This is a genomic window from Paenibacillus daejeonensis DSM 15491, from assembly GCF_000378385.1.
GTDB lineage: Bacteria > Bacillota > Bacilli > Paenibacillales > Paenibacillaceae > Paenibacillus_D > Paenibacillus_D daejeonensis.
Genome location: NZ_KB899669.1, coordinates 45,491 through 67,964, shown reverse-complemented (window position 1 = coordinate 67,964; position 22,474 = coordinate 45,491). Strand labels below are relative to the sequence as shown.

Below are 22,474 nucleotides of genomic sequence, written 5' to 3'. Positions count from 1 at the left end.
CTAGCGGTTGAAATCCGGGGACAAAGGCGAACGCTTCGCTTCTCCAGATTCGATTCCGTGCCTATCCGGCCTTTTTTTAAAGTCTGATATTTGTCGTTCGCGCTTCTATTCCGTAATCAACAGGCCGGACAATTCGGCCCGGTTCATATTGCCCTGGCTGCCGCTCTGGAGGCCAATGCCCGCCAGTACATCATCGCCCATAGGTACGGTAATCGTCGCGATTTCTATCCAGTCGCCAAGCCCGTTCTTGTAATAGCCGGTGTATTGATCACCATTCTTGGTCAGTCTTACCTGGACCGGCTGACCGGGCTCACCGCCGCTCACACGCGTTGAAGCGGGATACGCCTGGTTGCGATACGACATAATGACATCCCCATTAAGCCGGTACCGCACGAAGACGTTATGGCTGGAGGCCGCATCCTCCGCCCGGATCATTACTCCTGCCGCCGCATGGATGGCGATTTCTCCCGAGGCCTCGATAGCGGGCGGGTTCTGCAGCACGTGAACTGTTGCCTCTACTGTCAGCTCCTCCGCCTCCGTCAGTTCCCTGTGCAGGAAGGCCATGCTGTCCTCCGTGCCCCAGGCATCGAAGCCGCTGGTGGCCATATGGATGCGCCCTGCCGCTTCATAGGCATAGCCTGCGCTCGGATTCAATCCACTGCGGTTGTAGTTGCTCAAGGTATAGCCCGCCGGGATCTGTGCCCCCGCTGGCTGGACGGCCACGTCGACACGACCGGAGCGGACCTGACCCTCGAGATCGGCGGTGACGACGATGCTGCCTATGCCCTCACCAGTAGCCAGCACTTGCCCCTGACTTAGCTCCAGCACGTCCTCCCCATCGACGGTAAACGTGATATTCGCCTCGCTCGCATCCATTTCCTCACCTGCCGAATCCAGCAAGGTATAGGAGACCGCGACAGTCTCTCCTACTTCGTAAACAGCCTGGTCCAGCGTGACCTCCACCCCCGCAAGTACCTCGGACTGAACGATGAAGTCCACAGATACGCTGAGCGCGGGATGTCCGGGTGAAGCAGCCGTGAGCGTGTAGGTGCCCGGCGATGTCACGGTGACCGTCTGGCCGTCAATGACGACGCTGGAATCGCTCGCACTCAGCACGGCATCATCCAAGCGTACCAGATGGCCGAACTCGGATTCGGCCAGCACAAGAGGCACGAAGGACTCCTGCACCCGGTAAACCGGCCGCACCTCATGCAACTGCAAAGTCTCGAGCTCGTCATCAACAATAATTTCGTATCCTGCCGCTAGCGTGACGCCGCCGCGGCTGTAGGACACCGTAATCTCTGCCGTCCCCCGGGCCAGCGCGGTCACTTCACCAGCCGCATCCACCACGGCCACTTGGGGATTGCTGCTGATGTACGTGACTGAGGCGTCCTGCACATCCCACCGGTACCCGCTGGCGGTGCGCACAGTCACCTCCAACTGCCTGCTGTCGCCAATCGGCAGCGCAGCCCAGGCCCGCTTGCTGTCGTCGCCTGCGGCTGAGAGGTAGAGTCGCTCCACCGGTTCGGAGGCATCGGCGAAGGCATAATCCGTCTGCAGCCCGATCTCGCCTTGCGGAATATCCTGGAATCCCGTCGCATACACCGGCGAAGCGTATCGCAGACGGTAGTCGTCCCCGGACGCGTTGGCGAAGAGCGGCTCCCCGGTCAGCGAGTGCGCATCATAGTTACGGTTGTCGTACGTCTTCCACTCCTCCAGCGTCTGCGCCGGACCGTTGCCACGCAGCAGATAACGGCCGTCGCCGCTGTTCATGAAGTTGCGGTCTACGGAAGTGACCGTCTGGTCCGTCCATTTCGAGAAGGTATAGACGTACCCGTTGAACCCGCTCATCAGATTGCGCTCCGCCACCAGGCCTGTCGAGCGGCGGTCGGTTGTGTTCATGTCATTGACACTGACTACGGACTTGCTGTAATTGGCATCGAGGAAGACGTTGTTCGTGAGTATCGCATCCTTCGAAGCGTTATCATGGAATGCGGCAGCCTGCACGCCGTCCCCCGTGAGCTGGTTGCTGTAGGCGATATTACTGTCCAGGATCTGGTCATTGGAATTCTCGTCGAGGTACAACGGAAACCAGTACGAATGGCTGCGATTCAGCGTAATCTGCGGCAGGTTGACATGGTGCACACTGTTGCGACGAATCGTATTGCGCACGCCCGCACCCCACATGCCGATCGCGTTCGTATCCATGGAGTCCTGCACCACCTCGGAGACGTCGTTGTATTCCACCGTATTGTAGCGGGCCACCTTGAAATCGTTGACATTGTTCTCCGTGACCAGAATGCCGTCCAAGGTCCGTCCGATCAGCGACGGATCGGGTGCTCCCATAATATGAATCCCGTTGCGCGGCGAATGTCGGATTCGGTTGTGCGAAACCAGTGAATAGGAGGCATGGGCTACTCGAATGGCGGCGGCATTGCCGTTCATCTCTCCCACATGGTGTAAATATGAATTGGTGACGACATTGCCATACGTTTCGTTCTCGCTCGTATTCTGGCGGCCGGCAATGTATACGCCATAGAAGCCGGTCTGATAGATCAGATTGTTGTCCACTACGTTCTGTCTGGCATGCTCCTTGATATGAATGCCAATATTGCCGCTGTTGAACAGCTCGGACTTATGCACTGTAATATTGTGGGCATTGGCAATGGACACCAGATCCCGCCCCAGGTCAGTGCCGTGCAGGACCAGTCCCTCCAGTACAATGTTGCGAGCGGGTGCCTCGGGCGTGCCATCAATGACGATCAGGTCGTGATCCGCCGGTATTAGTACCTCGTTTTCGTCCAGATCTCCGTAGGGCATGTAGAAGAGCTCATCGGTCGCCCGATTGACATAATACTCGCCCGGCGCATTCAGGAATTCCGGGGCGTTGTACATATAATAACGCGAGCCTGTGCCCAGCTCATACGTCGCGGAGCGGACCAGCGCAACCAGACGCTCGGTATAGTCGACTGAGACAACTGCAGAGCGGAAGGTGGAATAGTTGATATAGCCACCTGGCCCGCCCGGCCAGGCCAACACCTGCAGCTCCTCGGGCTTCGCCACCTGCGGGATGTCACCCGGCTCGAAGATGAATGCGCTGCGCGGGCTGGCTTCGGACTTGACCATGCGGAGATATCCGGTGTCGGGATGTCTGGCGATGGACGCGCGCGTACCGCTCTCATAGAGGGTCTGCGGATGGCTGCCTGCCGGCAGCGGCGCCTTGTAGATGCCACCTCCATGAGGCAGCCAGCCGCTGGCAACTGTCCCGCCCTCGACGACCGCGCGCTCCCCGGGATAAGACATGTAGGTCATCGTGTAGGGGGCCTGGGGAGAATCTGCATCCGTCAGCACAAAGCTCTCCGACAGCCGATAGGTGCCTCCCCGCAGTATGACCCGGATATCGCCTGTCGCCTCAGCGGCAATCAGTATCCGGGCCGCCGCCCGGGCTTCTTCCAAGGCAGCAAACGGCGCATTCTCGCTGCCGTCTCCGCCCGGCGCTGCAGCAGCATCCACATAGATGTCCGCGGATGGCAGAGGTACGGTATCGAGCAGTGCCTCGGCCTCGGACCAGAGCATGCCTAGCGCATCCCCAGAGGGAATCACATCGGCGTAGGCCAGTATCGCCAGCCCGCTCGCCGCATCCCATATCGCTTCCTTGTCCAGGATAAGCGCGGCGGCGTCCAGACTGACATACAGCGTCCCCGCCGTCACAACCGCAGGAACATCAACTGGCATCGGCACCCCGCCCACGAGGACCTCGGCGGCACCTGCCGTCACCAGGACATCCACCCCATGCCTGGAGATGCGCTGGGTCTTCGTAGCTTCGTCGTATCCGGTGTCGGCCCGCAAGCCTGCGGCGACCGCGCCGATCGGCAGCATGAAGACGCCGTTCGCCACATATGGCGAATGCTCGGCTTCAGTTTTGAAATTTCCCGCAATCAGGGTTGGATCGTCCGCACGCAACAGCACGCTTCGCAGCAGGTAGCTGCTGAGCGGCACCGTCGCAACCGGGATACGCGCCTCACCCTTGTACACGAAGACATTGTCTACATAGAATTCCGGATCGGTTGCCGTATGTGCCGTGAAACGAATCTGTGAGAGGGAGACGGCATCCGTGCCATTGAAGAACGGCACGTCTTCCAGGAACGGTACATCATTGAGCCACAGCGAGAAACGATCGGTCACGGTACTGGCCTGGATCCTGATGTTGTGCCACTCATTCGGAGCCATGGGTGTCGTCTTGCGGACATTGGTGCCGGTGTCGGGATTGAAGTAAGGCACAGACAAACGGTTGCCAATAACGGAGGTCAGGACGCCTTGTTGATTACCGTTGATGAACAAGTCCGGTACCTTAATCTGGGTAGCGGACGCCGCGTAATTGACCTCGACCTCTAGCGTAAGGGTGCCCTCGTAGGCATTCAGACTGTGCGAGAGATGCCGGCTGGCGGAACCCGCCGGAATATGCATCATGTAGTCCCCCGGCTCTGCTCCCGGACGCTGCACCCGGGTGAAGGTCGGATGCACCGTCCAGCCTGCAGGCTCATCATTGAAGTCCTCTTGCAGCACAACTTCAAGCTCCGGCAGCTCCTGCGGCGTATCTTCCTGCGCCGTCCCTGCTGCCGGAAACGCGCTCCAGATCAAAGCCAAGATTAGCACCCATGCCATGTTCTTCCTCATCTATTCCTGCCTCCCACTTACCAAATTGGTCTTCGTGTCTCAAGGCTCGTCATCATACCCCACGATAGGACCTGTATAAGGGGTACTGGCAAACGACGGCTGTGCAGCGAGCCACGCATGCCAGTCATCGGGTGTCTTACCTTGATCAGTGCCCGCCAGCAGAGTCAGTTCGCGCTGTGCGAGCCGACTCAGCACATAACGGGCATCCCCTGCATAATCGGCCAGCCGGGCCGCTCCCGCTCTGACGCCGCATCGGGCAGCGGCTCGCGCGATACAAAGCTCCAGATAAGAGCAAAAGAAGGGCGGCACGTCGCCGTGCTTCTCCGGAGCCAGATATCCCGACAAGGTTCCGTCTGCTAGCAGCTTGGCGATTCCCGGGGAAAGCCGTTCGTCCGCCAGCCGCTCTGCGGCATGGCACAACGTCAACAGCCGCGCATAATGCGGCACGCGGTGAGCGTCTCTGCGTCCTTTGCCATACGCATTCTGCTTATGATAGGCTACCGGGCCACCCGGGCCTGCTGCGTCCAATACAAGCGCCAGCGTCGGCACGTACCGGGTATTCCCGGACTTGCCCAGCAGAGCAATACACTGATTGATCTGCCGGTTGCGCATCTTGTCTTCATCCGCCGACACCGCGCTCACCCGATCCAGCTCGCCACCGCGTACGAATCGCTCCAGCAGCTCGGCCAGCTCGCCCAGCGCTGTCTCGTCCCCGAACCAGGCCCGCACCAGACGGAGCCGTTCATCCGAGGGCGCGTTCAGGCCACCCTCCTCGTCCAGCGTCGCACGGGTGGCCTCCTCAAGACCGGGAGCCATCAGCAGACGCATCGTCTTCACTTCTTCGGCCCCCGCGCCGACCACAGGCTCCTCCGGAGCGGCAAGCGCCCAGTCCGGCAAGATTTCCCGCTCAATAAGCTGCTGCTGAAGCGCGGTCACGTCAATGCTCCTGACATCCGTCCCCGAACGCAGTGCCATCGAAGCAGCCAATCCGACCGCGTAACCGGCATGCCGAAGATCCGCGTTCATCCGGCCGATGCAGGCGGCATCCCGCGTACTGGAGAAGGATTTGCCCGTCACCAGCACGCCGTCGTAGCCTCTGGGGATGTAGCAGCGGTAAGGAATGCGAGCCTTCAGCTTGTAATGTGACTCATACAGCCCCAGATGTACAAAATAGGCGGAGCCTCTCCCGTGAAAATCAACCGGCGTCTGCGTAACGCCGACACAATCCTCAGGCACCGTCTCCTGCACGATATCCCGCATCGTCAGCCGTGCCTCCCCGACAATGCGTCGCGACTCGCGGACAGTCAGCATCGGCGAGAAGCGATAGTCACTGTTGTGGCGGTGACCAAGATAGAGGCCCCGCAGCAGCTCGGAGTACTTGTCGTTGTAGATCATATCGAGATCCGTGAAATAGCGGTAATCCATCACATTTCTCGTTTTCCAGTGGTCCTCGCCCCACAGGCTGGCCGTCTGGGTCGTGCCATCCCGGGGATCGCCATACTCATAAGCACACCCCGCCAGATAAGCGACATCAGCATCGCCCGTGGCATCAATCGTGACGGGCGCATCGATTGCAAACAGACCGTAGTCATCGACGGCAAGCACGCCCCTGACCCGCTTGCCCTCCGTCAGCGTACCGCAAACCAGCGTGCCCGTGTGGATACAGGGCATCTCCGGCTCCAGGGCCAGATGCTGCAAGATAATGGACGACGCGACATCGGTCGTCATCCGCTTGCCCGTCACCTCCGCTGCGATGTCGGCAATCGCGCGGTCGCGGCGGCGGTTCATGCCGCCCTGGTAGCCGTTCCAGTAGCCGCTAACCAGACCGACTACGCTAGTGCCGCCAAGCTCGCTGTTGGCTTCCAGCACAACTGGCGAGACCTCCATCTCCCGCAAAGCGGCCGCCGCCATCGTGCCGGCCGTGCCGGTGCCCGCAACAATCGCTGGGGCGGCAATCCGCTGCCGAACCTGCGCATCATCAAACGCAACGGCTATCAAATCGACGTCCAGCCTGGAGTCGTCATACGCCGAGAATTGGCAATCTGACACGGGCAGATAGGTGTGACCCGCCGCAAAGCCCGCCACAGGCCGCGCGCCGGTCGGCAGCTCCGATAGAATCTGCTGGGCCAACACCTTTGCCTGTTTCTCCAGCGCCGCCAGGTCAGAGGTCGAGAGCGCTGGATGTGTGGGAGCCCAGAGACGATACAGTCCGTTCGGCGTCTCTGGCCCCTCTGTCTCCTTGCGCTCCTCTGGCTGTTCCGCCCCCGCTTGCTGTCCCAGCAATTCAGCCCCTTCCTCATCAACACCGCCGATCCAGGCCTCCCACGGCAGATAGCTGAGCCGTGACGAGGCAAATGCCTCGACATGCTCCCTCAGCCAGCAGGCGAGCCGATAGGCCCGGCGCTTGGCTTCGCTCTCCAGGATAGCCCGGGCATTGCGTCTGCCTTCGCCAAGGGCTGATACAAAAGCGAACTCCACCTGCAGCGTCCGGCTCTTGACGCTCTCGCGGCACAACACTTCATCGCCCAGCAGCTCCAGCTCCCCGGGCACCCGCTGCCGGGACTCGAAGAAGTAGTCGATATTGTCCATTTCCATGACATAACGAACCAGTGCTGGTCCGGCAACCGGCTGGGCGAAACCAAGCAGTCGAGCGGCGACGCCATGACCCGTCGTATCAACCACTGCCCGGGCCTTCAACAGCTGCAAGCCATACTTGTTGCCGATCAGCACGCCCGCTGTGCCCTCCTCTCCAACCGCCAGGGCGGCAGCAGCGGAGAAGAACAGCGGGACCTGGCCCGCATCCAGCTGCTCTTGCAGGAGCTGCTTGCGCAGACCTCCACCAAGCACAGGGATCGTTGCATCCGAAGAGCCGTTGCGCAGCCAGGTCCGGTCGGTCGCTACGATCTCATGCCCCAGTGTGCCGCGACGCTCGACGATGGCAGCCCGGAGGCCGAGCTCCGCCGCTTGCCTTGCCATCGCGCACCCCGCCAGCCCGCCTCCCAATACGACAATATCGATATCAGCCATCAGATTTGTTTATTCCTTTCTCGGCCAGGAAGGCATCTACTTGCTCCTGCAGCAGTTCCTTCACCCGGTTGCCACCGGCGCGCTCGATGCGGTCCACCTTCTCTGCTCTAATCTCATCCAGCGGGCGCGTGGAATACTCCGTCAGCAGATATTCCTGGTTGATTGCGCTAATCTGAGCGAGCTCGGTACGCACACTCTCCAGGTCTGGCTGGAAACCGACCAGCAAATGGATGGTCGCCGTCTCGTGCAGCTCAAGTACGTAGTCGTTCCAGCCTTCTTCATCGAACTGCGTCTCATAAGCATTGAAGGTGTTGCCTACTACCCATTTCGGCAGGGAATACGGATGCTGGGCGGTATCCTGTGTTTCGCCAAAATCCGTCAGCTCGATGCGGTTCTCGCTCACCACGGTGTAATGCTCTCCTTCAATACCGTTCACCAGCAGCCGGTACAGCTCCTTGCCTTCCTCCGACTGGATCAGACTCAGCAGCTGCATCGCCCGGTCCGGATGTTTGGACTGCCTGGCGATTGCCGTGTTCGTCGCGCTATTGAGCCGTGAGATTTGAAACTCCTTTTGCATAGCCACCACTTCAACCGGAAAACCTCTCTTCCCACTCTCCCGAAGGCTCTGTCCCTCGAAATTTTCATGAAAATAGGCAATGTAGCCGTCCGGCTTGCCTTCGTCCTGTCTGCGGTTCGTATTGCTCAGGATATCCTCCCGGACATAGCCCTTCTGGAACCACTCTCTTGCAACCTGCTGCTGCAGGATGCGCTCCGGCAGCTCATCAGCCAGACTAACTGTATAGGTCTTGTCGTCAAACGGGATGACATACGGATTTGCCAGAATGATTCCCTTGTTATGGTCCGTCCAGATGGCGTCACTCACGCCCTTTTGGATCCGGCCTGCCTGCTTGAGCTTCTCGAAATACTCACTTAACACGTCATACGAGGCCTGGTCAAGCGGCGTCGCTTCCCTTGCGAAGAAGATTTCCTCCGCCTTTTCTTTATCCAAAAACTCATCCGCCAGCTCCTTGGGCGTGCGCATTCCCAGCCGCAAATCCGTCATCTGCTGGTAGTTGGGCACGGCATAGATATCGCCATCGAAGGTCACCAGGTCGAACACCCACTGCGGAATCGTCTCCAGCAGCTCCGGCGCATGCTCATTGATCAGCTCGTTCAGCGGCAGATAGGCACCCTTGCTGACCTCATCGGCGAGCGGCATTACATAACCGTGCCAAGCCAAATCGACACGCTCCTGCGAAGCAGACATCAGCTGCCATCTCTCCCTATATTCGCTGAAGGGTACAATCTCGAACTCCACCGTCGTATTCGGCAAGTACGCCTGTAGACGTTCGTTGAATTCTGCCCATACGCGGTCCGAGTCCTGTTGCTTGCCGGGGCCCCCGAGCATCCATTTCAGCGTAACCGGATCGGCCTCAGCCACTTGACCGCCAGGTGTGGCGTTCGGTCCCTCTCCCGTATTCGGCAGATTAACCGAATCATTCGAGCAACCGCTTACAATCACAGCCGCTACCAGTGTCGCCAAGCCCATGCCTCTTCTTCTATTCCATGCCATCCGACTCATCCCCCGTTTTCCCCACGCTGTGGTTCATTTTTTTGGAAGCGCTTCTGTCTTTATTGTATCGGTTCCCTTTTCTGCGGATCAATTCTAATTCCTGAAGATTCCTTCCACTTTCTCGACTTCCGGTCACTTCTGATGGTGTAGATTCCCTACTTTGGCGGACAAGCTCTACTAATCACCCCTCGATAAAAGGAAGCCGGACATACACATCGGTCCCCCGCCCGCTCTCACTCTTCACCGTTATGCCCGCCGCTTCACCGAATAACAGCTTGATGCGCTGGTTGACATTGCGCAGGCCGATGTGGTCGCTCTCCAGGGTGTACTCCCGTTTGAGCCGTGAATTCAGCTCCTCCAGCTCACCGGCAGGAATACCGGCGCCGTCATCTCGGATAATAAAAGTCAGCCAGTCCCGCTCGCGCTCGCAAGATACGCTAACCTTGCCCGGCCTGCGTGTTGGCCGAATCCCGTGCTCAATCGCGTTCTCGATCAACGGCTGCAGGATGATCTGTACGACCTTGCACTCATGCAACGAAGAATCGACCTCTATCTCGAAGGCGAGCCTCTCCGCAAATCGAATTTCCATGATCTCGATATAACGGCGCGCATGTTCCAGCTCCTGCGCAACCGTAATGAGGTGACTGTCGCTGCGCATGCTTGCCTTCATCAGAGCCGACAGCGACTGCACCATGCGGGATATTTCGTTGCGTCCGCCCGTCAGCTCCATCGCCATCCATTGCATGCTGTCTAGCGTATTACTCAGCAAATGGGGATTGATCTGCGCTTGTAGGGCTGCCGTCTGCGCCTTGCCGAGAAGTTCGATTCGGTGCTGCAGCTCCTTCTCCGCCGCCTGCCTGGACTTGGCCGTCGACAAGATGCCATCGGCAATATAATGCAACTCGTCCTCATTCAATCGCTCTCTGGACTTGCTTGGCCTTCTCTGCCGCCGCTCCTCCCATGCCTCGGGGTTGTCGATCAGGGTCAACAGACGTTTGAGCGGGCCGTAAGTGCGCAGCGAGATAAGGATGACTGCCAGCAGGACTGCGACTGCACTCCCCGCCAGCACCATACTGTAGAATCGGTTCATCGTCTGGACTTGCTCCTCGACATGCACCATAGGCAGAATGGATACATACCGCCAGGGCATCGTTGATGAGGGGATAACGGAGACCACATAGCGATCCTTCTCATGCCGTACGATGCGCGATTCCGCTTGCATGACGACAGCGGTCCCCGAGAGCGCCGGCACCTGCCCCGCGTCGGCGAACAACTGTCCCGTATCTTGGCTGTAGATGATCTCCCCCGTGTTGCTGATGATATAGATCAGTTCTCCGTCAGCACGCTCCGTCTGGTTCAGCAGCATGCCAAGGCGTTGGATGTCCAGATTAATGATGACGGCCCCCGCCATGTAGCGGTCAATGGATGCGGCCGGTCGCACCACGGAGAGCAGGTACGGGTAACGGTCAAATTTTTTGCGAGTCATCGTCCACGACCGGTCATTGGCCTGCCGGGCATATTCACCCAGCCAGTTATTATCCCGGAAGGACGCAGCGGCGGTATTGTTGTTGTTGGAGATGATGAACTGATTGACCTCTGAGTATAGATGTATGGAATCGATATAATCGTGTACATGGATAAACGAAGAGATGCTGCGCCCCAGATTGATAACGCCTGTCTGGAAATTGCGCATATAGTCGGGGAATTTCATAAATGCCTGGGCGTCAGGAAGCAGCGCCAGCTTGGTGGCCATCCGATCGGTCTGCGCCATCACGCTGTCGGATACCTCGCTGATTCGGGAGAGCGAGTTCAGATGAACAGCGCTGATCTCGTCCTCCAGGATGGCCCGGCTATGCTGGTTCATGATGAGCCAGATGCCGGTGAATGGGATGGCGATGACAATGAAGATGACCAGCAGATTACGCACGAACAGACTATTCAGCTTGTAGGTCCGTACGACCTGCCAGATGCTCCGATTCTTGCTCTGCAAGCGACTCATTCGCTCTCCTCGAACATCCGGCTGAAGGCCATGGGGGTATAGCCCGTTTCCTGCTTGAATACCTTGGTGAAATATTTGCTATTGCGATAGCCCGTCATTTCGCTGACCTCATACGATTTGTAGCGGCCGCTTTGAAGAAGCTCCTTTGCCTTGGCCATCCTTACCTTGGTCACATATTCCGTGAAATTGATTCCCATCTCCTGCTTGAAGAGTCGGCTGAAATAGACCGGGTTCAGATACACCTGATCTGCCATTTCCTCCAAATTGACGTCCTCTGCATAATGGGCTTGGATGTACGCTTTTACTTTGGCAAACAGCTTCTCATGCGTTTTCTCTCTGCCAGAGGACATATGCGCCAGGATGAGATCGAAGACCCGCTGACACCACCGTCTGATCTGTTCATGCGATTTTTGCCGCAGCAGCTCCGAATAATCCAGTTGACCTCCGGTTAACCCGCCAACCCGGCCACCCCAGTCGGCAATATGGCTTGAAATCATCGCGAACAGATCGATCATCAGTCGCTGTACGATGATAATCGGCAGCTGCTCCATCTCCTGGAACAGCCGATCGGCAAGACTGGCCACTTGGTCCGTATTGCCATCGTACAGATTGGACACCAAGAGCTTGTACTGTTGGACCAGGCGCTCGTACTCTCCTGGCTTCAGTACGGCTTCCCGGCAGGCTCCCTCCGACAGCTCCCAATCCAACTGAACCGGGACAATGGTCTGCGCCGCTTCCATAAGATTGGCATATCGAGCCTCCAACTGCCAGATCACCTTCAACCCATACAGCTGCGCCACGGCCAGCGCCAGCGCGGCCAGTTCCGACTCTAGTGACTGCTCCGAATCTGAACGTTCCGTTGCCTCGCCTACCGCAATCAGTCGCGTCTCGCGGCCATACCGGAGCAGGATGCCGAATGCCAGTTGCAGTTCAAGAAGCTCAGCCTGGATATAATGGATAGCGCTATCATTCTGTCGATCGCTTACTCCGGCAGCCTCTCCAGCCTCGCGACTCAGGATCAGTCGGTAGACGGCTGTCCGCTGACTCTTGATAGTGACTGGCAACTGCAGCAGCTCCAGCCTGGATTGAATCGTTTCCGGCCGGTTGCGGAGCGCGCCCAGCAGGAGATCGGTAAACAATTGTTCACGCAGCATCGGCAGGACCTCGGCAAACCGGCGTTCCTCCCGGGCCAGCCGCTGCCGCTCTTCCCGCTCTGCATCCAGCTGACGGACGAGCTCGCTCATCACATCGTCGATTTCATCGAGGTCAATCGGCTTCACCAAATAGTGGAATACATTGTATTGGATCGCCTGCTTGGCGTAGTCAAAATCTTTGAGCCCACTCAGGATGACGACCTTCACCTGCGGGTGATGCCGAGCCACATGCTTGGCCAGCTGCAGTCCCGTTACATCCGCCATGTCGATATCCGTGAGGATTACATCGACCTCATGCTCTTGCAGGTACGCTATCACCTCACGTCCATCCTCGAAGCTCGCTTGCACTTGCAGCTTATAATCCTGCCAAGGTACGGATCGCGTAAGCCCTTTCAATATGATTGGCTCATCGTCACATAACAGCAAATTGTACATCATCCTCATCTCCCCATTGAGAAACCGAACTTTTGAATACGCTATTGCATAGTTATGCTTCTATTATAGCGCATGTCCGTCCGATCAGCCCTTAACGCTACCGATCGTTAATCCCCGGGCAAAATACTTCTGAAAAAAAGGAAAAATGACGAGCAGCGGACCGGCCGCCACGATGGCAAGCGCAAACCGTACCGTCTCCGTCGGTACGGTGAATACGCCAAAATCAATTCCCGTGGGTGCCTCGCTTGCCATCTGCCGAATAAACTCCGCTTCCAGCAAGATGCGCTGGAGCAAATACTGAAGCGTATACAAGCTCTCGCTGCGGATGTAGATGAGGGCAGTGAACCACTCGTTCCAGCGGGCAAGTACCCCCAGCAAACCCAGGGTCGCCAGCACCGGCTTGGAGAGCGGCAGAATCATCTGGAAGTAGATGCGCCATTCGCTGGCACCATCCATCTTGGCCGATTCAATGATGGCATAGGGCAGCCCCTGGAAGAAGGTACGGAAGATGATGATGTGGAACGCGTTGGCCAGCGAGGGCAGTATATAGACCCACACTGTGTCTCCCAGATTCAAGTATTGCGTAATGAGAATATATGAGGGGATCAATCCGCCACCGAACAGCATGGTGAAAAAGATATAAAACGTAATCGGGCCACGCCAGCGAAACGATTGACGGGAGAGCGGGTACGCGCACAGCGACATGATAAACACACTGGCAATCGTCCCGAAGGCGGCTTGAAAGGTCGTGACGAGGTACGAGTCGATAATCTGTTCCGGGTTCTGGAACACGACGCGGTAGGCGGTGAAATCAAGCGGGAAGGGAAACAGACTGTACCCGCCGCGGAGCACCTCTTCTTCATTGGTCAACGAAATGGCGATGATCAGCAAAAACGGAATTAGAAAACACAGACTGAACAGGATAAAAAAGGCGTGTACCCAGAAGACGGGGTTGCGCAGAGACAGACTTCTTTTGGTCATACAGCTTCACTCCTTGAATGGAATCCTCTTGCTAGAACAGGGCATTCTCCGGCCGCAGCTTGCGGACGATGCTGTTCACGATCAGGATCAGCACCAAACCTACAAAGGACTGGAACAGACCGACGGCAGCCGTCATGCCCAGATTGCCTTGACGAAGCCCGCGGAACACGTACGTATCGATAATATCCGTCGATGGGTAGAGCATGCCCACATCTCGGGGAATCTGGTAGAACAAGCCGAAGTCTCCTCGGAACACATCACCGATCGCCAAGATCGTCAAGATGGTGATGACGGGAAGCAACGAGGGGAGCGAGATTGCCTTGGTCTGCTGCCAGCGGTTCGCGCCATCGATCTTGGCCGCCTCGTACAGCTCGCTGTCAATGCCCATCAAGGCCGCATAATAGATGATGCAGCTGAGTCCGATCGTCTTCCACACATTCACCGCCGTCAGAATATAGGGCCAATAGGCAGGATTCGCGTACCAGTCGACTCTATCAGCGCCGAAGAACGACAACACCTGATTCAACACCCCGAGACTGGGATTAAACAGCGTGTACGTAATGTAGCCTACCAGCACCCAGGAGAGGAATGTTGGGAAAATCATGGTCGTCTGATAGTACTTCAGCGCAAATCGATTCTTAATTTCATAGAGCAGCAACGCCACTGTCACCGCTGCCGAGGTGCCGATCCCAATGAACAGGACGCTGTAACCGACCGTATTGCGGGTGATTCGCCAAGCATCGTTGGAGAGGAAGAAAAATTCGAAGTTCTTAAACCCAATCCACTCACTGCCGAAGATCCCCAAGTGATACTTGAAATCCTTGAATGCCATGATGATGCCGAACATCGGGAGATAGTGGAAAATCAAAAAATAGAGGAGTGCCGGCAGCGTGAGCGTCAGCAGTACCAAGTTGTCCCTCAAAAACTGCCGTTTTGTTCTACTTCGCTTGGCCTTGCTAGACACTATCGGCCTTGTCGTCTCTTGTGTTTGCACATGGATTCTCTCCTTGCTGTTGATTCGTTATCTCAATTGTAAGTGTTTACATCTGTGATTTCAGTTCCAAATAATGAAGGTCGGGGGAGGTTGGTTTACAAGTTGAGGGGGTGAACATTCCACTTTCTTTACTTCGGGGCGAATTTATCTAGGAGTCCTCCTGAATAACTAACCGTCCTACGTCGAGAAGGAGGGCGGCCCTTGTGGCCGTTACGCAAGTTGTCGCAAAAAAAGCACCCTCCGAATGAAGGGTGCCGGTATTGCTAGCAGAGCGTATTGCTGTGGTTCCGGTTGTTTTATGCTAACACCTTAAATTTACCATAGCCACTGTCCGCACACCTTGCCGGCGACGGATGGGCCAGATAATCTTCCATGCCCCCGTACTGCAGGTAAACAGTGTACAAGGCCGCTTGTCATCTGTCCCTGTGGATCCCCGGGGCAACCAATTAAAACGACACCTTGTCATCTTTAGCAATCGATAAGAATTGCGTCCTGTAAGAACGTGATAGGATAGTAGGCAGAAAGGAGAGATCACATGACTTCCAATCAAAGTTTGCCTGCTCCCCCAAGACCCGGAATAGTTCTGTTCTTGCTATGTGCTGCTTTTTTTATGGTTGTTACAGATTCGACATCGACCTTCACTGCACTCCCTTCCATTGAAGCAGATCTTGATTTCAGAGCAGGAGCTGTGCAATGGGTCATTACCGCTTACTCGCTAACCTTCGGGGGGCTACTGCTGCTGGGTGGCAGGCTGTCTGATTTGGTTGGCCGCAGACGGATGTTTTTAACCGGGGTGTGCTTGTTCGTATCCGCATCCTTCCTGTGCGGGTTTGCTTGGTCTTACCAGATCCTGATTGCGGCCAGAGCAATGCAAGGTATCGCCGGAGCTCTTATGACACCGGCTGCCCTCTCCATTCTCATGACGACCTTTCCGGAAGGCCCCGCCCGCAACAGAGCACTGGGGGTATGGGGGTCGCTCGGGGGAATCGGAGCCACCGCCGGCTTGTTGATCAGTGGCCCCGTGACGGAATGGTTGGGATGGGAATGGATCTTTTTTATTAACGTTCCAATTGGCGTTGTTGTTTTTGCCATGAGCGTCTTCAGTATCGGTCAGCAACAGCAAGCGACGGTCAAGCGAGTATTCGACCTCGCTGGAGCCCTTACGGTTACAATCGCTTTGTTTGTTCTCGTCTATACCATTTATGCCATTCCCTCAGTAGGATGGACAAGCTTAAAAAGTATTGGATTATTAGCTGTATCTTGCCTCCTCTTCACCCTTTTCCTTCTCATTCAATCCCGTTCCCGGGACCCGCTGATTCCCCTTCGTATCTTTCGATCTCGTACTTTAATCGGTGGCAACCTTGTCGGCATGGCTAGCATCATGTCCGTCGATGGTATGCTATATACGTTCACTCTCTTTGCTCAGCGAGAGCTTGGTTATACAGCCGTCCGATTTGGTCTGACCATGACCCTGATGACGGTCGTATCCGTTGCCGGCGTCTATGCCGGCCAGTACCTGACAACCAGGTTGGGATTTCGCAAGGTGGCTGGAGGCGGAACCAGCCTAATCGCTGGAGGCGCATTATTGTTGTCTTATGCTGCATCTGGCCAACCAATTGATATTGTTATTTATACTGGTCTTATCCTCTTCGGTTTAGGTATGGGATTAGCATTTGTCGCAGCTCAGATTGCAGCTCTGACAGGTGTTGCTGACCGGGACGCCGGTCTGGCCTCAGGGATTGAAGAAACGTCTACCTCTATCGGAAGTGCACTGAGCGTAGCGATTGTTGCGGCTATTACGGTGGCATCGCTTGGTCGAATCGGCGAGGCTGCTCCCGATTCCGTCACCACGATTGGTTTGTATCAACCGGCGTTTATGACGGTCGCCATCTTCGCTATGCTTGGCTTGCTTGCAGCAGTCATACTACTAGGACAGCCACGCAAAGAACCGGCATTGGATGTACTATAACAGGCTTGACCCATGGAAAAAAGAAGCATGAAGAGGTGCAGTTCTGCACCTCTTTCCATACGTTTTTGAACATGTTCAAGTCTAGCTTTTACAAGTTCATGTGACCCAGGGTCCGATAGATCAAAACTGCCGCTTCAGCACGGGAGGCTGCGGCTAGCGGCATGAGCTGTCCCTGTGGATCGCCCTGCACCAGCCCTGCCTTAACGAGCGCAGCAATATCCAATGCGGCATAGTTTGCAACAGTTCCACTGTCGACAAACTCGCGCAGCACGCCAAGCCCTTCCGTGAGCTCCAGCCCGCCGTAGCCTGCAGCACGTAGCGCTCTGGCGAGCATGACCATCATGTCTTGACGGCTGATGGCGTCATGCGGACGGAATCTGTTATCCGCGCCGCCCCGAACAATGCCGTGGATGCGGGCCTGTTCCAGCTCTTCATAATAGTATGATTCCGTATCTGCATCGATGAATGGCTCGCTATTGTAGCTGTCCGCTGTTTCACTGGTTCGAGCGTCGTCTCCTGTGTTGAGATCCAGTGCCCGGACAAGCAGCAGCGCAAAGTCTGCCCTGCTAATCGAGCGGGTCGGATCGAAGCGGTCGGCGGATACCCCCCGGACTATTCCAGTCTCCGACAATTGGCGGATCGCCTCATATGCCCAGTATCCAGCAGACACATCCTGGAATTGAACTTCCTCCTCCACAGATTCACCTGTTGCGACGTAGATGATAAACTTGCTGCTATGCGATACGGCAAAGCTGATCTGCCCCTCGCTTGCGTCGTAGATGCTTTCCAGCAGAACCGGCTCCACGCCTGACAGTCCAGTTAACTGATAGACTGCCGGTTGAGCGTCTTCCGCCAATTCTCCAGCAGTATAGCTCAGCTTAATGGCGATTGGAGAGGCCAATTCATCCCCCATCAGCTCTCCGTCGATATCGATTTGCAGCTCCCAAGCCTGAGTAATTGTGCCTTCAGGCAGTCCTGCCTCAGCAATCTCTGGAACATCTGCGCTTGCTGTTACGGTAATTTGAATTCGACTGGCATCTGAATACTTCTGCTCACCAATGAGCGTGGATGGGGCAATCATGGTGGCCCCTGGCACGGACAGTTCTACGATTAGATTCTCGCTTCCGACCTGGCGAAGCACTTGTGCCGGCAAGTCGAAACTGTAGACGGTCCCTTCCTGTTCTTCCCCGGAGTAACCGCCGTTGGCCTCCAGAACCACCACGCGCTTTCCATTCACACCCGGCTTTGCCAAACCGGCCGCAGCGTTTAATTCATAATCGGTTATATGGAAAGTAACCACACCATCTGCTGAAACTTCCCTTGTTGGATTGATTCGTACACTACCGTCATTCTGGATTGAGACAGTGGACGGCACTGGTGGTGCAACCGGCGGAATATAGCCGCCGCCCGGCGGGTTGCCCGGTGTTCCCGGCTCCTCCGTCTGCGGAGCGAGGAAGCGCAGGAAGTCGCCCCAGATGATATCTCCGTTCGCGTCACGCTCATAGGCCACTACAGACTCCAGACTGGCGAAGTTGGCCTCCGTCAGCTGTACGCCCTCGCTGTTCGCTGATATGGTTCCATTGAACAGATAATTGTCTGGTGAAGCCAGACGGGCCGGATAAGCATCTCGTACCTGATGATTCAGTTGGAAGGAAACAAAGCGCTCCAGTGTAAAATCCGTGTCGATTCCCGGGTAGGTTGTGAAGCTCAGGTTGCCTCCCGCGTTATCAAAAGCAATGTTGTCCCTGGCAATAACCCCGGGATTACTATTGCTGGTGAAGCCGTAGGCCCCATTGCCGAAGGCCATACTGTTGCGGATGACATGCGGCACATGGATGCCCTCGCCGCCCAGCTTGAAGCCATTTTGGTCTCCAGCCCCAATCGTACCATCGGTGAGGAACCCATTGTTGAAAGCGATGCTGTTCTCGATCAGAACCGGACCGATGGCCCCGGTGCCGGCCTTCGTATAGAGATCCCAGCCATCATCGATGTTGTTGTGGGCAATACAACCCCGGAACACGTTACCGACGCCAGAGGTCAGCTTAGCCGCGAAGCCATCGGCGTTGTTATCGGACGGATCGCGGTTGTCAAATGCCGTACTGTTCAGAATCAGATTGTGAGACGGCCAGTTGGCCGGGTCATTCTCCGACGTGTCCGTCCGGCTGATCTGCAGCCCCGTGTCCCCATTTTCGTAAAAACGGCTGTTCTCGACGATATTGTGGCTGCCGCCGACAGTGAAGCCCTTCGTATTGCCAGCCGACCGGGCAAAATCGAGACCCTGGATGTGCCAGTAGTCACCGCTGAGCACCACGCCTTCCGAGCGACGGTCAAAATCGATGACAGGCCTTGTTCCCGGAGCAGCTATCATCACTTTCATCTCATCCGGGCGGCCGTCGTTATACTTGGCAATCTGTAGACTAGAGCTGCGGACATATTGTCCGTCGTGGACCACGATTCGCTGACCGGGCATGACGTAGGCAACAGCCGTGTCCAGGTCCAGAGGCCACTCCAAGCTGCCATCGCCGTCTGGTGATCCAACCGTAGTCACTTGCAGGTCTGCTCCCTCTTGATAGCTCCTCATCGCAACCGTCACGTTCCGGACAATCCGGTCATAGTCGGTCAACCGCTGCGTATCGTCCGGCAGGAAGCTGAGGCTGAAGCTGGTTCCGCTCTGCTCTGTGAGTGTAGCCGGAATGACTAGCCGCTCGCCTGCTGTCATCTCCAGATCCTCTGCAATCACCACCAGTCCCTGCTTGACGGTAACTACGCCATCCGCATTGGATCGCAGAATAAGGCGATAATCACTCTCGGAGGACTGGAGCCGCGAGAGAACCTCCAGTTCAGGAGTAACTGGCTCCGGCTCCGGCAACACCTGCGGCGCGTCAGTTGCCGCTGCCGTCACCTTCAGATCGATATTGCTCACCCGGATCGTGGCCAGCCGGGCCACGTAGAAGCCGACGTACATTGTGTCACTGTCCTGGACCTTCAAAATATCCGGCTCGAATACGATTTCTTCGCTCCCGTTATTCAAACGGCCCATAAACCCGCTGTTTGTCTTGGAGAGCGTAAGACGGTAAGGCTCAGCAGGATGGGTATTGCTTGGCCCTGGACGTGACTGATCCAGCATAATTGCCTTGATTCCCTGGCTGCCCGCTCCGTCAGGCGACTCGACACCTGTGCGGACGAACAGCTGCGTGCCGTTATCCAGACGTGTCCCGCCGCTGTAGCCGCCAATAGCAGCGATATTTGAAGCAAAGACACTGCTGGTATTCGGTGCGCCGATGACATCTCTTGCCATGATGCCGAAGGATTCCTGACCATCATGCGGCGTCTTCGCATAGGCCGCTACATGAATGTCGGCAGAGAGGGTGAAGTTGTCTTGCTCTGCATCCAGCTCCGTGTAGTAAAAGGAGATGCCGTCATGGTCACCCGTCACTTTGCCGCCGCCCTCCAGCGCAATCAGCTCGATCTCTCCATTGTCGAGTAGATTCACGCGGTTGTTCGCAGATGAGGTCGACTGGCCAAACCGAATCACTTCCCATTCATGCCTGGCCGATGCGCGGATTGTGATTGGCAGCTCAATCGAAGCCAATTCCTCATCTGCTGCTTCGATGGCGACCCTGTAGGTCCCCGGCTGAGAGCGATCCACCGCAGATGTATCTGTCTTGTAGTCGATATAGAGCTCCAGGTCCCCGTTATCATACCGCTTTGACACCTCCAGCCCGGTTGGATCGAAGACTTCGCCCACCAGATACGTCGTTTGCGGGTACGCGGTAATGACGAGACCCTCCAGTTCCCTCGTCTTGACGGTAACCGGAAGCTGTGCAGTCAAGCCTTTATAGGTAAAGACGATCTCCCGCTCACCCGGGCTATCTGTGGACAGGGAAGACACCTCATATTCGCCCGGTGTCAGCCGTACCCGGTTCTCATCACTATAGATCGCGTAGAGCACCAGACCTTCTAACTGCAGCTCATCCCCGAGATAATAAATGGTCTTCAGGGGAGCCTGCCGGATCTCCAGTTGGGCGAGAGTGGCCGCCCGCACTGTGACCGGGAACGACACGCTAACCGACGGCGCATCAAGCGCAGTGAGGGTAACCATCGACTCACCTGGGTCCGAGAGTACATAAGATGCCCCTTCGGATACCGGCTCTCCGTTCACCGAGACGGTATAAGCATCGCTGGCCAATTCCTCTACCCGGTATCCATCATCATATACGGCCTCCAGTATGAGCCCTTGAAGATCCAGCCCGTCACCAGGGTAATAGACAGTCCGTGCCGGGTAATACTTGATCCGCAGCTCATTTAACTCCAGCGCCGTAACACGGAGTTCAACTGCTGCGGTAGCACCTTTATAATGAATCATCAGCGTCTGCGTTCCGGCCTGGCTGCTGTCGAAGCCGGTGACGATATAGTCACCTGGCTCCAGCTGCTGCTCAAGCCCCTCATCGAATAATGCCCGGACTTGCAAACCATCCAAACGGAGCGGTTCACCGATTCGGTAGTCCGTCTTCATTGCTGTACTATCGGTCTCCAGCGCTGTAATGAGACGGTCATCCACCTCCAGTGTGTAATCACTAACGGTGATCTCCGCATCCCTGGCGACATAGAAACCGCCATAAATTGGGCCCTGGAGCGCACCGTCCAGCGTAATGACCTGAGTATCCTCCCCTACCCTAAGTTCGACCGTGTCGCCAAATTTGCGGATTCCGAACGTATACTCCTGCCCGCCGCTCGGCAGAGCCGCCCCGTCAAAGGCGGGTAGCTTAGTTTGTGTGCCCTGCTGTTTATAGAAGCTCTTCATGACGGTATCCAGCACACCAACCGCCGCGTAGCTCGTCGTCTGCGTCGACGAATTGCCGTGCTCGCCCACGCTCTCCCGCAGCATCAGGCCAAACGATTTCTGGTTTGGGGTGCTGATCGCGCTATTCTGATTGAAGCTGTGCACCGTAATCTTTGCCTTCAGCTCGGCACTGCTCCCCGCAGGGATCGGCTGGTACAGAAACGACAGCCCTTCATCGCCAGAGGCTACTTTGCCACCTGTGGCTGACATGACGATTGACCCATCCTCCTGGGGCGCAGGCCGGGGATTCCGCTCGCTGCTTGTGTTGCCGCCAAATGCGCTGAACAGCCAGTCGCCAAGTCCTGAATCCGTTACAGCATCTACCTGTATTTCGTTGACAGCACCCTGAGCTTCCTCAGCCGGGTCGCTCGGTTGCTCTTGAGCTGCAGCCAACGGAACTGAGGACAAGAAAACCAGAACAGCTAATGTCAGGACAAGCATTGCGTTCCACCTCGGTAATTGTCTCAATGCATCCATCACCCTCTCTATGTAATTGCAAGCGTTTTCATATTAGTCCACTCTGCCTGTAACCACAATAATCATTAGCTCATATTTCAGTGGTGCAAGGGATTGAACAGCTATGAGACCCATCAAAACTGAGCCAATGATCACCCGGGTTTCGCCGGATGCCCCACTCTATATAGAAAAGCTATGCGTTGCGCATAATCATTGCTTCACATTCCATCACGTGTTAGATGGGAAAAAGATGTATTTTTGGATACCTGATCAAGTGATTATTGGTGTTATCCCCTACCCATGCTACGATCGCAGTGTGAAAGGGGGAATGCCGATGAGGTGTCAGTGCAGCCGTTCACCATGATT

Annotated in this window: 9 protein-coding genes; 1 reads left to right on the top strand and 8 read right to left on the bottom strand. The window is 56.4% G+C overall.

Features of this window, described 5'->3' with window-relative positions; genetic code table 11:
- Positions 1-105 precede the first annotated feature (105 nt).
- From F556_RS35080 to F556_RS0124365, 7 genes are all read right to left on the bottom strand, one after another.
- Positions 106-4,677, bottom strand: a complete 4,572-nt coding sequence (locus F556_RS35080; RefSeq protein ID WP_020619625.1) for a stalk domain-containing protein — start codon at positions 4,675-4,677, stop codon at positions 106-108.
- Positions 4,678-4,716: 39 nt separating this feature from the next.
- Positions 4,717-7,704, bottom strand: a complete 2,988-nt coding sequence (locus F556_RS0124390; protein WP_020619624.1) for an FAD-dependent oxidoreductase — start codon at positions 7,702-7,704, stop codon at positions 4,717-4,719.
- Positions 7,697-9,277 (bottom strand): DUF3502 domain-containing protein, encoded by a 1,581-nt coding sequence (locus F556_RS0124385; protein WP_169447638.1) that lies wholly within the window; start codon positions 9,275-9,277, stop codon positions 7,697-7,699. The genes F556_RS0124390 and F556_RS0124385 overlap by 8 nt, the downstream gene beginning before the upstream one ends.
- A 181-nt stretch (positions 9,278-9,458) precedes the next feature.
- Positions 9,459-11,276 carry a sensor histidine kinase gene (locus F556_RS0124380; protein WP_020619622.1) on the bottom strand — a complete coding sequence of 606 codons (1,818 nt, stop codon included), beginning with the start codon at positions 11,274-11,276 and terminating at the stop codon, positions 9,459-9,461.
- Positions 11,273-12,868 (bottom strand): response regulator, encoded by a 1,596-nt coding sequence (locus tag F556_RS0124375; RefSeq protein ID WP_169447637.1) that lies wholly within the window; start codon positions 12,866-12,868, stop codon positions 11,273-11,275. The genes F556_RS0124380 and F556_RS0124375 overlap by 4 nt, the downstream gene beginning before the upstream one ends.
- Positions 12,869-12,949: 81 nt before the next feature.
- Positions 12,950-13,846, bottom strand: coding sequence for a carbohydrate ABC transporter permease (locus F556_RS0124370; RefSeq protein ID WP_020619620.1), 897 nt, complete (start codon positions 13,844-13,846; stop codon positions 12,950-12,952).
- A 31-nt stretch (positions 13,847-13,877) separates the two neighbouring features.
- Positions 13,878-14,756: an ABC transporter permease gene (locus F556_RS0124365; RefSeq protein ID WP_020619619.1), complete on the bottom strand. Its 879-nt coding sequence runs from the start codon at positions 14,754-14,756 to the stop codon at positions 13,878-13,880.
- A gap of 619 nt (positions 14,757-15,375) precedes the next feature.
- Between F556_RS0124365 and F556_RS0124360 the strand changes: the two genes are divergently transcribed.
- Positions 15,376-16,809 carry an MFS transporter gene (locus F556_RS0124360; RefSeq protein ID WP_020619618.1) on the top strand — a complete coding sequence of 478 codons (1,434 nt, stop codon included), beginning with the start codon at positions 15,376-15,378 and terminating at the stop codon, positions 16,807-16,809.
- An 88-nt stretch (positions 16,810-16,897) separates the two neighbouring features.
- Here the strand turns inward: F556_RS0124360 and F556_RS35075 are convergent, their stop codons facing one another.
- Positions 16,898-22,093, bottom strand: coding sequence for a bacterial Ig-like domain-containing protein (locus F556_RS35075; RefSeq protein WP_020619617.1), 5,196 nt, complete (start codon positions 22,091-22,093; stop codon positions 16,898-16,900).
- Positions 22,094-22,474: the final 381 nt, after the last annotated feature.

What these genes read in the sequence shown, in the direction of transcription:
- F556_RS35080 (WP_020619625.1), bottom strand. Translation starts at nt 4,677, where the DNA reads ATGAGGAAGAACATGGCATGGGTGCTAATCTTGGCTTTGATCTGGAGC.
- F556_RS0124390 (WP_020619624.1), bottom strand. Translation starts at nt 7,704, where the DNA reads ATGGCTGATATCGATATTGTCGTATTGGGAGGCGGGCTGGCGGGGTGC.
- F556_RS0124385 (WP_169447638.1), bottom strand. Translation starts at nt 9,277, where the DNA reads ATGGCATGGAATAGAAGAAGAGGCATGGGCTTGGCGACACTGGTAGCG.
- F556_RS0124380 (WP_020619622.1), bottom strand. Translation starts at nt 11,276, where the DNA reads ATGAGTCGCTTGCAGAGCAAGAATCGGAGCATCTGGCAGGTCGTACGG.
- F556_RS0124375 (WP_169447637.1), bottom strand. Translation starts at nt 12,868, where the DNA reads ATGATGTACAATTTGCTGTTATGTGACGATGAGCCAATCATATTGAAA.
- F556_RS0124370 (WP_020619620.1), bottom strand. Translation starts at nt 13,846, where the DNA reads ATGACCAAAAGAAGTCTGTCTCTGCGCAACCCCGTCTTCTGGGTACAC.
- F556_RS0124360 (WP_020619618.1), top strand. Translation starts at nt 15,376, where the DNA reads ATGACTTCCAATCAAAGTTTGCCTGCTCCCCCAAGACCCGGAATAGTT.
- F556_RS35075 (WP_020619617.1), bottom strand. Translation starts at nt 22,093, where the DNA reads ATGCTTGTCCTGACATTAGCTGTTCTGGTTTTCTTGTCCTCAGTTCCG.